Source organism: Amycolatopsis sp. FU40 (genome assembly GCF_021903635.1).
Lineage (GTDB): Bacteria > Actinomycetota > Actinomycetes > Mycobacteriales > Pseudonocardiaceae > Amycolatopsis > Amycolatopsis dendrobii.
The window spans coordinates 7,601,575-7,614,493 of record NZ_CP091381.1; the positions used below are offsets into that span (position 1 = coordinate 7,601,575).

Below are 12,919 nucleotides of genomic sequence, written 5' to 3' on the forward strand. Positions count from 1 at the left end.
GGAAGCACGTGGCTTCCGGGCCCGTCCGGGTTATCCCCGGCTCGCTTCAGGCGAAGCGGTTCACTTCTTGAAGATGCCGGTCAGCTTCGCGGCCAGCTTCTGGAACGCACCCAGCGGGGCGGTCGCGTCACCGGCCGCCGGAGTGGTCGGCAGGGTCGTCGGCGCACCCGGGACGGCGGGCAGCGCGGTGACGGCAGGCAGCTGGTTCAGCGTCGGCAGCGAGGTCTTCACCGGCAGCTGAGCGGGAACGGCCGGAACGTCAGCGCGCTCGGCACCCGCACCCGGCAGGGCCGGAACGCCCGGCAGAGCCGGAACGGCCGGGGCCGACGGCAGGTGGATGCCGTTCTGCAGCCCGGACACCGACGGCAGCACCGAAGCACCCTTCAGCTGGTTCAGCTGACCCAGCGCGGACAGGCCGCTGACCTGCGGCACGTCGGCCCGCTCGGCACCCGGCAACGCCGGGGCGGGCAGCGTGGTGGCGGTGGGCAGACCCGACAGGCCCGGCAGCGCCGGGGCCGAGGGCAGCGACGGAGCGGCCGAGGAACCGCCCGGCAGACCCGGCACGGCGGGCAGCGCGGGGAGCTCGTCGGCACCCATCTCGCCGCCGATCGGCACGTCGATGGCAGGCGGCTCTTCGACGTCGGTCGCGTTGGGGGCCTCGGCGGTGGCCACGCCGAGCACCTCCAGCGGAACGCCGAAGACCTGCACCAGCGCACCCAGCGGGTGGTAGTAGTCGAAGCCGGACAGCGCCGAGCCGGTGCCGTCGGTGTGGGTGGCGTCGTCGCCGTCGGTCACGTTGGTGACGTTGTCGCCGACCGCGTGCGCCACGCCGCCCGCGGCGACCCCGTCGCCGAAGACCTGCGCGACGGCCGGGACCGGGAGGTCGAGGATATCGCCCGAGATCGAGCCCTCGGTGCCCGAGGTGGCGTCTTCGCCGGCGTCGGTCACGACGGTGTTGTTCATGGCGTCGCCCGAGGACACGCCCGCCGCGGAAACCGCGTCGCCGAAGACCTGCGCCACCGGAGCGGCGTCCGCGCCGACGATGTCGCCCGCGACCGCGCCGCCGTCACCGTCGGTGGTGGCGGTGCCGCCCGACGTCGAGGTGACGTCGTTGGTGGCGGTGCCGTGGCCGATCGCGCCCCCGGCGACCCCGTCGCCGAAGATCCCGCCCGCACCGGCGATCGGTGCCTTGACGATGTTGCCGGCGAGCGCGCCGTCCTTGCCGTCGGCGGTGGCGTTGCCGCCCGCCTTCGAGTCGGTCAGGTTGTCCGACATGCCGGTGCCGATGCCGGCCACCGAGCCGCCGACGCCGTGGCCCTGCACCGGCAGCGAGACCGGAGCCTCGACGAGGTTGCCCGCACCCGCGCCGCCGGCGCCGGTCGCGTGCACGTCCTGGCCCGCGGTGGAGGTGGTGTCGTTGCTGGCCTTGCCGTGGCCCTGGCCGACGAACGAGCCGCCGATGCCGAACAGCTGCACCGGGGTCGACACCGGGACGGTGCCGAGGTTCGAGCTGAGGAAGCCGTTGTCGTCAGCGGTGTTGCCGCCGCCGCCCGCCTTCACGACCTTGGTCTCGGAGCCGTCGGCCGAGCCCTGCCCGATGAACGAACCGCCCACGCCGAACACCTCGGCCGGCGCGGCAACCGGGACCTGCACGATGTTGCCCGAGCCGGACGAGTCGTTGCCCTGGGTGCCGTCGTAGTTGCCCGCGGTGACGGTCTTGGTCTCGGTCGAGGTGCCCGAGGCGTTGCCGATGTGGCTGCCGCCGATGCCGTGCACCTCGGGGGCGCCCGCGACCTGGGTGTTGACGATGTTGCCGGTCAGCGTCGAGCCGTTGCCGGTGGTGTAGCTGCCGTCGCCGGAGGTGGCGGTGGTGGTGTTGTCGCAGTTGGCGACCGCGCGGCCGATGTAGGTGCCGCCCACGCCGCACGCCTCGACCGGGAGCGCCACTGCCGGGTCGACCACGTTGGCCGAACCGGCGGCGTCGTTGCCGGTGGTCTTCACGAAGCCGCCGGAGGTGGCGGTGGTCTCGTGCGTGGAGGAGGACGCCTGGCGGTCGAGCGCCTGGCCGGTGGTGGCGTTGCCGATCCACGAGCCGGCGACGGACGCGACGTTCGCGACCGGGCTGGCCTGCGCGGCGGCGGCGTTGCCGGACAGGAACGACTGGTCCCCGTCGGTCTCGATGTAGGTCGGGATGCCCTTCAGGCTGCCCGGACGGGTGTCGCCCGCCTTGGCGTCGGCCGAGGAGTTGGACGTGGAGTCCGCGTCCGAGCCCCACACGCCGCCCGCGTTGCCGTTGAACTTGACCGGCAGCGCGATCGGAGCGCCGACCACGTTGCCGCTGCCCGCGGCGCCCTTGCCGTTGGACTTCATCGAACCGCCGGAGGTGGCGGTCGTGTCGGCGTTGTACCCGCCGCTGTAGGCGTTGCCGAGGATCCAGGACGCGGCGTTGCCGGTCACCTGGACCGGGGTCGCGAACTGGCCGCCGACGACGTTGCCGGACAGGCCGGAGCCCTCGCCGGTGGTGTCGATGTTGCCGGTCTCGCTGGTGCTCTGGTGCGCCGAACCGCCGTGCACCGCACCGCTGCCGCCAGCCAGGCCGACGCCGTTGCCCGCGATCTGCACCGGGAGCGCGTAGTCGAGCGCCACGACGTTGCCCGCGATGCCGGAGTACTTGCCGTCGGTCGCGACGTCCTGGTTGTGGCTGTAGGTCTGGTCGTGGTCGCCGCCCTGCACGTGGGCGTCGCCGATGACGCCGACCGCGTTGTCCACGACCTGGATCGGGACGACGACGTCGCCGTTGACCTTGTTGCCCTTGAACGCGTCGTGGGTCGGCGTGATCTGCCGGGGCGCGTCAGCCTTCGGGAGGCTGTCGGTCAGGCTGCCCGCGGAGCCGCCGGGCGTCTTCGCCGAGGCGAGCGCTCCCTTGACGGCGGAGGTGACGGGCTTGGTGCTGATCTCGTTGTGGTGCGCCGGGAGGTCGACCTGCCCGAGCGGGGTGCCGATCGCGTTGTTGGCCTCGTCGATCGGGACGGTGACGTTGAGATCCAGCGGGGAGGCCGGGGTGTCCGGGTTGACGTTCTCGTCGGCCGAGGCGATGCCGGTGCCCAGCATCAGCAACCCACCCGTGACCAACGCGGTCTGGAGTCCGCGCTTTGCCCAGGTCTGCATGGGATTTTTCTCCTTCATATCGGGGTCCCTTGCGGGTTTGTGGCGGTGCGACCTTGTCGTCAGGAATGCACCGGGGAATGCGTGCGCGGAAATTGCGCAGCGCGCGAAAAACCCGCGGGGTATCTGTCGATGACGGCGACGGCACACGAAGGCGGCCGTGGGTACGTCAAAGACCCCGCGGGTGAAGTGGATCAGTCAGGAGTGACGCCGGGCTGCTCGCCCGGGGTGCGCGGCGTGTGCGCGAGGCCGGTGCGGGTCGAACCCGCCACGGCGTTGTCGACGGCGGCGACGACCCAGGAGGGAACGCCGAAGTTCAAGCCGTCGAGGTGTCCGCCGGGCGCGGTGCTGCCACCGGCCGGGGAGTTCGGGATGGAAAGCGGCGCGGCGGGAAGCTGCGCCGGGGAGAACGGAGCGCCGGGCAGACCGCGGTCGCCGCCGTGGTGGCGCTGCGGCAGTTCGGCTCCCTGCACCGGATCCGCGGACTGCGCGGCGTCCATCGCCGGAAAGACCGACTGCAGTGCGTCGGACGTGGTCATCGCTGCGGCACCGAGGTTTTGCTCCGCCTCGGCGGGCTGCTCCGGAACGCCGGGCGCGGGAAGCTGCTCGGAACCGGGAACCGGAGCCGAGGGCAGTTTCGGCAGGTCGACCAGGTTCGAGGGAGCGCTCGGGTCGAGCAGATCCCACAGCTTCCGGCCGAAATCCTGTGCGGCGTGCGGCGGAGTGGTCGCGTCGGCGATCACCTGGCGGGCGTCCTCCGGCTTGCGCGCGATGTGCTCGAGCGAGCCGAGCGTGCGCTCCACCGGCTTGACGACCGCGTGCTGGCCGAGGTCGCTCACCGCGTCGCTGACCTTTCCGGCGGCCTCCTGGCTGCCGGCGAGATCGTCGCGGTGCGCGCCGAACTGGTCGAGCGAGCAGGCGGGCCGCGACGTGCCTGGTTCAGACCACGTGGTGGCTCCCTGGCCGCACGACGAAAGCCCTTGCACCGCACCGGTGACGTCGCCAGCGAACCGGGCCGCGCCGTCGGTGACGTCGCCGATTCCGGCGGCCGTCGCGTCGGTGACCGGCGTGACGCTCGCGTCGACCGGGTCCGCCGAAGCGGCGGAAGAGGAGACGGTCCACGCGGCCGCGGTGGCCGCGAGCGCGCCGCCGACGACGAACAACGCACGCGACGCGAGACGGCCGAAGCGCGTCGCGCCTCGCCTCTCGTGCACAGCGTCGTTCGTCACAGGTGATTTCTCCTCAAGGGTAAAAAATGATTTCGGTTTTTGGCGGGAACAGCACAGTTCCGCGGTGGTGCAAAACCGAGACAACCAAATTTGTGGGCCGCCGCGCATCCTTGACACGGCTTGATGCCACCATCGTGTGAACAACACAGAGTGTGGCCGGGTCTCACGATGGGTCATCCCCGGAGAAGACGGCCGGTTACTCCGGAGTCGGTTCGCGCGACCGCGGCGAAGCGGTGATTCGCGCCCTGCCCCGGGCGATCCGCCCGGTTTCGGTCGACGGGGCCGATACGGTTGACCCCGTGAGCCAGCCAGGGCGCGGACAACGCGAACAACCGTCCCTTTCCGAACCAGTCGTCGACGTCACCGGCTTCATCCCGCGCGGCCTGCGCGTATCCGCCGCGCTGTCGTGGCGGTTCATCGTGGTGATCGCCGCGTTGTACGCGGTGGTGTGGCTGCTGGGCTACCTCGCCTCGGTCGTGGTGCCGGTATCGATCGCGCTGCTGCTTTCGGCACTGCTGGCCCCGGCGGTGTCGCGGCTCGTGCAGATCCGTTTCCCACGCGGGCTGGCCACGGCGATCGTGCTCGTGGCCGGGCTCGCGGTGCTCGGCGGCTTGCTGACCTTCGTGATCACCCAGTTCTCCAGCGGGCTTCCGGAACTGCAGCAGCAGCTGACCACGAGCCTCAACCAGATCAAGGACTGGCTGATCAACGGTCCGCTGCACCTGCGCCAGGAGCAGATCCAGGACTTCATCAACCAGGCCATCGGCTTCCTGCAGAACAACCAGGCCTCGATCACCACCACCGCGCTGACCACCGCGGGCACCGTCGGCGAGATCCTCACCGGCTTCGTGCTGACGCTCTTCGTCACGATCTTCTTCCTCGCCGGCGGCGACGGCATCTGGTCGTTCCTGGTGCGCGGCGTGCCGAACCGGGTGCGCAAGCGCGTGGACGTGGCGGGACGGCGCGGTTTCGCGTCGCTGGTCAGCTACATCCGCGCGACCGCCGCGGTGGCCGTGGTCGACGCGGTCGGCATCGGCATCGGGCTGTGGATCGTCGGCGTGCCGCTGGTGATCCCGCTGGCGACGCTGGTGTTCCTCGGCGCGTTCATCCCGATCATCGGCGCGCTGATCACCGGCGGCGTCGCGGTGCTGATCGCGCTCGTGTCGAAGGGCGTCATCGGCGCGGTGGTCGTGCTGGCCATCGTGGTCGGCGTGATGCAGCTGGAAAGCCATGTGCTGCAGCCGCTGCTGCTCGGCCGCGCGGTGCGGCTGCACCCGCTCGCGGTGGTGCTGGCGATCGCCACCGGCCTGGTCGCCGCGGGGATCGCGGGCGCGCTGCTCGCGGTGCCGCTGCTGGCCGTGCTCAACGCCGGGGTCCGGTCGCTGCTGCACGAACACGATCCGGATCCGGCGACCGTCGACGCGCTGCACAGCCAAGCCGCCAACCCGAACAACGATCCGGCAGAGGGCGCGGACGGTGGCTCCGAAGAAGGCACAGAAAGCACAGAAGACGAGAAGTGACCGTTCAGCCCACCCGAGATCCGGCGACGCCGCTGTGGCGCGGTGTCGTGGTGCTGCGCGTCGTCACGTGGTTGTTCGCGCTGGCAGTGGCGATCGCGCACCACACGGGCTTCCAGCGGCCGTGGCTGGGCTGGCTCGTCATCGGAGTGATGGCCGTGTGGTCTGTCGTGTCGAGTTTCGCGTACATGCGCGAGAACGGACGGCACCGCTGGCTGGTGATCTTCGACCTCGTACTCACCACAGCGCTCATGCTCACGTCGCCGTGGATCCTGTCGGACGCGCAGTTCGACAACGCGACGACGCCGTTGATCACCACGGTCTGGGCGGCGGTAGCGCCGATCGCGGTGGCAACGCGCTTCGGCTCGCGCCGCGGCGTACTAGCGGGCCTAGTCGTGGCAGTAGGTACTGGTGTCGCGCGCGCGAACGTCGACATCGACGTCATCCGTGACGGGGTGCTGTTGTGCGCGAGCGGTCTCCTTGTCGGTATGGCGGCGACGCTCGCGCGTAGCTCCGCCGAAAAGCTCGCGCGCGCACTTCGCGCCGAAGCAGCGACGGCCGAACGTGAACGGCTCGCGCGCTCGATACACGACAGCGTGCTTCAGGTACTCGCGCGCGTACGACGTCGCGGTCTCGAAGTAGGCGGCGAAGCAGCGGAGCTGGCGAGGCTCGCGGGAGAGCAGGAGATCGCGTTGCGCGCGTTGGTGAGCAGCGAGCCGACGCGGTCCGGCGACACCGCGGACCTCCGTTCGGCGTTGCAACTGCTGGCGACCACGTCGGTGCAGGTCTCGACGCCGGCCGGCACAGTGGACCTGCCCGCGCACGTCACCGAGGAACTCGTCGCGGTCACCCGCGAAGCACTGGCTAACGTGGAGAAACACGCTGGCCCGGACGCGCATGCCTGGGTGCTGCTGGAAGACCTCGGCGGCGAGGTCGTGGTGAGCATCCGCGACGACGGGCCGGGGATCGAGGGCGGCAGGCTGGAACGAGCGGCCGCCGAGGGCCGTCTCGGGGTAGTGAAGTCGATTCGCGGCCGGGTGGAGGACCTCGGCGGGACCGCGGTGCTGGACAGCGCTCCCGGCAGGGGAACGGAGTGGGAAGTGCGGGTGCCAGCCACGATGAGGGACGGGCGATGACGGAACGGACGATCTCCGTGATGGTGGTCGACGACCACCCGATGTGGCGCGACGGAGTAGCCCGCGACCTCAGCGAGAACGGGTTCGAGGTGGCCGCGACCGCGCCGGACGCCCCGGCGGCGATCCGGATCGCGCGCGCGGTGCGGCCGGACGTGGTGCTGATGGACCTGAACCTCGGCGGCACGTCCGGCGTCGAGGCGACCCGCGAGATCACCACGGCGGCGCCGGACACGCGCGTGCTGGTGCTCTCGGCCAGCGGCGAGCACAGCGATGTGCTGGAAGCGGTGAAGGCGGGAGCGTCGGGCTATCTGCTGAAATCGGCGTCCGCGACGGAACTGGTGGACGCGGTTCGCCGCACGGCCGACGGCGATCCGGTGTTCACCGCCGGGCTGGCCGGCCTGGTGCTCGGCGAGTACCGGCGGATGGCCGACGTTCCGGACGGCGCGCCAGAGCCGCCGCGGCTCACCGACCGGGAGACCGACGTGCTCCGGCTGGTCGCCAAGGGGCTGACCGCACGACAGATCGCGGAGCGGCTGGTGCTGTCGCACCGGACGGTGGAAAACCACGTGCAGTCGACGTTGCGGAAGCTTCAGCTGCACAACCGGGTCGAGCTGGCGCGCTACGCGATCGAGCACGGCCTCGACGAGGACTGAGCTCAGAAGGTCGCGACCCCGGCGGCCTGCTGCGCCGCGGCGAGTTTCGCCTTCCCCAGCCGCCAGGCCGGTTCGCCCGGATGCCACGCCGCGACCGCCCCGTCGTCGATGACCAGGTCGCCCGCTTGCGTCCACTCCAGGCCGGAGCGCTTCAGGTTTTCCGTCGAATACGGCATCGACGGCGCTTGCTGCCAGGTGCCGTCGCGCAGGTTCAACAGCCACAGATCCCGGGTCTGCGTACCGGTTCCGGGGAACGACGGGGTGCCGAAATCGACCGCGGCGACGTCGCCGGCGCGGCTCGGCAGGACATACGGGTTGGGTGCGGGAACCGGTAGAGCCACTGGTTTCCGCGCTCCGCTGCGCAGGTCAAGGATCGTCAGGTCGGTCAACCCGCCGAGGACGAGCCGATCACCGGCCGCGGCGAGAATGCGCGGAGACTGCTGCACGGTGCGTCCGGTGGCCGGGTCGATCAGAACGTCAACGGTTTCGGCGGTGCCGCCGCCGACGGTGATCAACAGCCCGTGCGCCGTCTCCACCCGGACGAGCGTGCGGCACGACGCCACGGTTCCCCGGCCGAACGAAGTGCCGGTGAGCGCGACATGTTCCAACCGGCACAGGTCCGGGCCGTCCTCCCGGATCAGCCACACGCTGCTGCCGTCCTCGCCCGGAGCCGCACTTACCGCTTTGCCGAGCGACCGCGGAGCCGAAAGTCCCAGGTAGACATACACCTCCGCCGGATCGCAGACGGCCTGCGAGCAGCTCGGCGCGGTCAGCACGACCGGGGTGTGGCCGACGCGCAGCACGGACACCACCCGCTGTCCGCCGGGTACGCCGGGCAGTGTTCCGCGCACACCCGAATCGGAGTCGAACACCGTCGGCGGCGACGTGGCCAGCAGCAACTCCACGCCGATGCCGCCGGTGGCGACGAGCCCGTCGAGTCCGGTCGGCGGCGGCGTGGTCGGAGTCGGACGCGCTGAGCTCACCGGAGCGGGCGCGGGAGCCCCGCTCATGCACGAGGTCAGCAGGCAACAGGCCGCGGCCAGGGCGACCATCGCGCGAGGTACGGGTCCGTTCAGGGTTTTTCCCCGATCTGCCAGCGGAAATCGAGTTCTACCATCGATGTCATGGCCGAGGAAGAGACGACCGCCGCGCAGCCCGCGACCGAGACCAAGCCGTTGACCGCGCGCGACATCCGGGTGTCCGACGACGAACGCGAGCACGTCGTGGGCGTGCTGCAGAAAGCCATCGGACAGGGGATGCTCACCCTCGACGAGTTCACCGAACGCACTGACCAGGCGCTCGCGGCCCGCACCAGGGGCGACCTCAACGCGGTCCTCGCCGACCTGCCCGGGCTCGTGCACCCCGGCGCGGCCCCGCAGTACACTCCGCTGCCCGAACCGCCCGGCTACGGGCCGAACTACGGACTGGGCCAGCGGCTCGAACTCAACGCCAAGTACTCGTCGCTGCAGCGCAGCGGCCCGTGGCAAGTCCCGGCCGCGATGGTGGTGCGCAACAAGTACGGCAGCACCAAACTCGACTTCACCGAGGCCCGCGTCGCCACCCCGGTGGTGCAGATCGAACTCGACTCGAAGTGGGGTTCGGTCGAGCTGATCATCCCGCAGCACGCGGCGGTGGACTACAACTCGATCACCGAGATCAAGTTCGGCTCGCTCGACGACAAGACCGGCAGCAACGGCCGCGCGGGCACCCCGCGCTACGTGCTGACCGGCCGCATCCACGGAGGCTCGCTGGTCATCCGCCACCCTCGGCGGGGCATCTTCGGCTGACCAGCGTCCGGCGCCGGATCCGGTACCCCATCTCTCACCCGGATCCGGCGTCCCCCTGCTACGAAACGGCGTCCGCGACGGCCTTGCGCGCGGCGGCCGGATCTGCGGTGGCCAGCGCCGCCGCCGCGATCTCCCGGGCTTTTTCCCGGGACACGGTCGCCAGGCTCGCGCCGACGGCGCGGATCGCCGGGGCGTTCATCGACAGACTCGTCAGACCGAGCCCGGCCAGCACCAGCGCGAGCCGCGGGTCGGCAGCCGCCTCGCCACAGACGCCCGCCGGTTTGCCGGTCGCCTCCGCCGCGTCGCCGATCAGCTTCAGCAGACGCAGCAAACCGGGCTGCCACGGGTCGTTCAGCTTCGCCACCGCGCCGAGCTGGCGGTCCGCGGCGAAGGTGTACTGGGCCAGATCGTTCGTGCCGACGGACACGAAGTCGACCACCCCGAGAATCTCCCGCGCCAAAACCGCGGCGGCGGGGATCTCGATCATCACGCCCGCCCGCGCGATCCCCGCGGCGCGCACGCGTTCGGCGAACCAGGCGGCTTCCTCGACGGTGCCGACCATGGGGGCCATCACCGAAACCTCCGCGCCGGAATCCTCCGCCGCGCCCGCGATGGCTTCGAGCTGCCGGTCGAGCACCTCGGGCCGGTCGAACGCGATCCGCACGCCACGCACGCCGAGCGCCGGGTTGGGTTCGTCGTCCGGGGACAGGAAGGCGAGCGGCTTGTCCGCGCCCGCGTCGAGCGTGCGCACGATGACCGGCTTGCCGCGGAACGGCGAAAGCACTGCGGCATAAGCTTTTCGCTGCTCTTCGACGGACGGCTCGGCCGGTGCGTCGAGATAGCAGAACTCCGTGCGGAACAGCCCGACGCCCTCGGCGCCCGCGTCCGCGGCGGCCTGCGCGTCGGCCGGGGAACCGACGTTGCCGTACACCTTCACCCGGTGCCCGTCGGACAGTTCGCCGACGCCGTTCCATTCGGCCGGCCCGGAAGCGGCGGCGGTGACGATCGGCGCGGACGGGTCGACCGCCTCGATCACACCGGTGTCGCCGTCGACCGACAGCGCCTTGGCGTCGGAGGCCAGCAGCCCGCGCACCGCGACGACCGCCGGAATCCCCAGCGCCCGCGCGAGAATCGCGGTGTGGCTCGTGGGGCCGCCCTCCTCGGTGACCAGCGCGAGCACCTTCGCCGGGTCGAGCCCCGCGGTGTCGGCCGGGGCGAGGTCGCGGGCGACGAGAACGCTCGGCGAGGTCAGCTCGGGCACTCCGGGCGGGGCGACGCCGAGCAGTTCGGCGACGAGCCGGTCGCGCACGTCCCGGACGTCGCGGACCCGCTCGGCCATGTACCCGCCGGCGGCCGCCAAGGCGTCGGCGAACCCTTCGGCGGCCTGGTAGACGGCGCGGGCCGCGGGTAGGTTCCGCGCCGTCACCAGCTGTTGAGCCTGAGCGGCGAGCGCCGGGTCGGCGGCCATCGCGGCGGTCGTGACGAGGATCGTCGCGGCTTCGCCGGTCGCGGCCTCGGCCTGCGCTTCCAGCCGCGCGGCGACCGCCTGCGCGGCGGGTTCGATCCTCGCCGCCTCCGCCGCCGGATCGTCCGGCGCGGGCGTGCTGGCGGGTTCCCCGAGCGGCTCGGCGACCCGTACGACGGGTCCGCTCGCGCGTCCGGGGCTCACCGCGACCCCGGTCAGCGAGGAACCGGCAGCGGACTCGGCCGGAGCGGCAGCACTCTCAGACATGGTCTAGACCATAGCTCACGTAGACGGCGATCTCCCGGGGCGCCGCACCCGTTTCCCGATTTCGCACCCGTTCGACCACCGGACGAACCTCCTCGTGCCACCACGCGCGGGCCAGTTCCGCGCGGTCGCGCAGCACCCGGCCCCGCAAAGTCTGCCGGAAACCCCATGCCTCCGCCGAGTCCGCGAGCCGGAACCAGTCCGCCGGGTCGTCCAGCCACAGGTCGGTCCGGTCGGTGTCGGCGAGCGGAATCCGCTCCAGGAACATCCGCTCGGCCCGCTTCGACGGCAGGTCCGCCAGCGTCAGGCAGCGCATCGCGAACGCGACCGTGCAGACGGACCGCACCTCGGCGAGGACCCGCTCGGCCCCGCGCGCCCTGGCCAGCGCGATGCGGTGGTGCCCGTCCTCCACGAAGTACATGTCGCCCAACCGCACGAGCCGCACCGGCGGAAGCTCCCCGACGGCGTCGGCGATCGCCCGCCAGCGCTCGCGCAGCGCGCGGTTGCGGGGCCGGAACAACCGGTCGAAATCCTCGGCACGCGCGAGGGAGCCCACTACGCCGTCGACCGGGACCTGGCGGAGCCCCTCGTACGTTTCCGCGGTGCGCCCCAGCGCGGCCAACGTCTCGTCGAGCGGCATCAACGCCAGCGGATCACGCGTCCGCGCGATCCTCCGCAACCGGGTCGCGTACCCCTGCCACCACGCCGAACCGAACGAATCGCCCACGTGACCTGCAACACGGCCTGGACGTGTCTCATTCCAGCTCGGCGGCGGTCGGATACGACGGCTGAGCACCGCGGCGAGTCACGGTCACCGCAGCGACTTTCACCGCCTGCCCGGCGGCTTCGACCAGGTCAGCGCCGTCGGCGAGAGCTGCCGCCAGCGCACCGGCGAACGCGTCGCCCGCGCCCGTGGTGTCGACCGCTTCCACCTTGGGCGACTCGACGGTGGTCGACTTGGCGCCCTCGAGCACCGCCGCACCCTTGGCCCCGAGTGTGACGACGGCCGCGCGCGGACCGAGTTCGAGCAGCTTGCGCGGGTCAGCGTCCGCCGAACCGAGCAGGTAGGCGGCCTCGTGCTCGTTGACCAGCAGAACGTCCAGCGCGGCCAGCGTTTCCGGCGACACCTCGGCCGCCGGGGAGAGGTTCAGCAGCACCCGCACGCCGTTTTCCCGTGCCCGCACCACCGCGCGTTCGACCGTGGGCAGCGGCACTTCCAGCGAGGCGACGAGCACGCGTACGCCGTCCAGCGCCTCATCGGTGATGTCGCCGGGTTCCAGCGCGGAGTTCGCGCCAGGGGAGACGAGGATTGAGTTTTCCCCGTCCGGAGTCACGGTGATGTAGGCGATTCCGGTAGGCCGATCAACAGTGCGAACGAATTGCGTATCGACACCCGCATTCGACAACGAATCCCGCAGCAACTGACCATAGGGATCATCGCCGACCGCACCGAGCAACGCGACGTCCGCACCGAGCTTTCCCGCCGCGACCGCGGTATTCGCACCCTTGCCACCGGGGGACAACGCGGTGTCGCCGCCCAGTACGGTTTCGCCGCCGCCGGGACGACGGTCGACCGGCACCACCAAATCGGCATTCGCGGACCCGACCACCAGCACCGCAGCACTCATGGCCGCCACTCTGCCATGACCCGTCCTTTCCGCCATCTGTGCCCGAAAGTGAAAGCGTTTGTAACTTTCTTGGCG

General features: G+C 71.3%; 10 protein-coding genes. 4 read left to right on the forward strand and 6 right to left on the reverse strand.

All coding sequences use genetic code 11. From position 1 onward, the window contains the following. Positions 1–60: 60 nt before the first annotated feature. Together L3Q65_RS35810 and L3Q65_RS35815 are read right to left on the reverse strand one after the other, a co-directional pair. Entirely contained in the window at positions 61–3,168 is a 3,108-nt protein-coding gene (locus tag L3Q65_RS35810; RefSeq protein ID WP_237597665.1) for a PE-PGRS family protein, read from the reverse strand. 191 nt (positions 3,169–3,359) lie between these two features. Then, positions 3,360–4,394, reverse strand: a complete 1,035-nt coding sequence (locus L3Q65_RS35815) for a hypothetical protein (protein ID WP_237597666.1) — start codon at positions 4,392–4,394, stop codon at positions 3,360–3,362. A gap of 299 nt (positions 4,395–4,693) precedes the next feature. Between L3Q65_RS35815 and L3Q65_RS35820 the strand changes: the two genes are divergently transcribed. The 3 genes from L3Q65_RS35820 to L3Q65_RS35830 are packed head-to-tail and all read left to right on the forward strand — an operon-like array spanning position 4,694 to position 7,700. Continuing rightward, positions 4,694–5,914 (forward strand): AI-2E family transporter, encoded by a 1,221-nt coding sequence (locus L3Q65_RS35820; protein ID WP_182892980.1) that lies wholly within the window; start codon positions 4,694–4,696, stop codon positions 5,912–5,914. Continuing rightward, positions 5,911–7,047, forward strand: coding sequence for a MacS family sensor histidine kinase (macS, locus tag L3Q65_RS35825; RefSeq protein WP_182892981.1), 1,137 nt, complete (start codon positions 5,911–5,913; stop codon positions 7,045–7,047). Before L3Q65_RS35820 ends, macS begins: the two co-directional genes overlap by 4 nt. After that, the gene (locus L3Q65_RS35830; protein ID WP_182892982.1) at positions 7,044–7,700 is read left to right on the forward strand and encodes a response regulator transcription factor; all 657 of its coding nucleotides are present in this window, start codon (positions 7,044–7,046) and stop codon (positions 7,698–7,700) included. The genes macS and L3Q65_RS35830 overlap by 4 nt, the downstream gene beginning before the upstream one ends. 2 nt (positions 7,701–7,702) lie before the next feature. Here the strand turns inward: L3Q65_RS35830 and L3Q65_RS35835 are convergent, their stop codons facing one another. Beyond that, positions 7,703–8,752, reverse strand: a complete 1,050-nt coding sequence (locus L3Q65_RS35835; RefSeq protein ID WP_237597667.1) for a hypothetical protein — start codon at positions 8,750–8,752, stop codon at positions 7,703–7,705. A gap of 72 nt (positions 8,753–8,824) precedes the next feature. Between L3Q65_RS35835 and L3Q65_RS35840 the strand changes: the two genes are divergently transcribed. Further along, positions 8,825–9,487 carry a DUF1707 domain-containing protein gene (locus tag L3Q65_RS35840; RefSeq protein ID WP_182892983.1) on the forward strand — a complete coding sequence of 221 codons (663 nt, stop codon included), beginning with the start codon at positions 8,825–8,827 and terminating at the stop codon, positions 9,485–9,487. A gap of 58 nt (positions 9,488–9,545) precedes the next feature. Here the strand turns inward: L3Q65_RS35840 and ptsP are convergent, their stop codons facing one another. Genes ptsP through L3Q65_RS35855 form a run of 3 tightly spaced genes read right to left on the reverse strand, consistent with a single transcriptional unit; the run spans position 9,546 to position 12,844 of the window. After that, on the reverse strand, positions 9,546–11,219 hold the full coding sequence (gene ptsP / locus L3Q65_RS35845) for a phosphoenolpyruvate--protein phosphotransferase (RefSeq protein ID WP_182892984.1): 1,674 nt from the start codon (positions 11,217–11,219) through the stop codon (positions 9,546–9,548). Continuing rightward, positions 11,212–11,943: a hypothetical protein gene (locus L3Q65_RS35850; RefSeq protein ID WP_182892985.1), complete on the reverse strand. Its 732-nt coding sequence runs from the start codon at positions 11,941–11,943 to the stop codon at positions 11,212–11,214. Before L3Q65_RS35850 ends, ptsP begins: the two co-directional genes overlap by 8 nt. A gap of 28 nt (positions 11,944–11,971) precedes the next feature. Beyond that, positions 11,972–12,844, reverse strand: coding sequence for a ribokinase (locus L3Q65_RS35855; RefSeq protein WP_237597668.1), 873 nt, complete (start codon positions 12,842–12,844; stop codon positions 11,972–11,974). Positions 12,845–12,919: the final 75 nt, after the last annotated feature.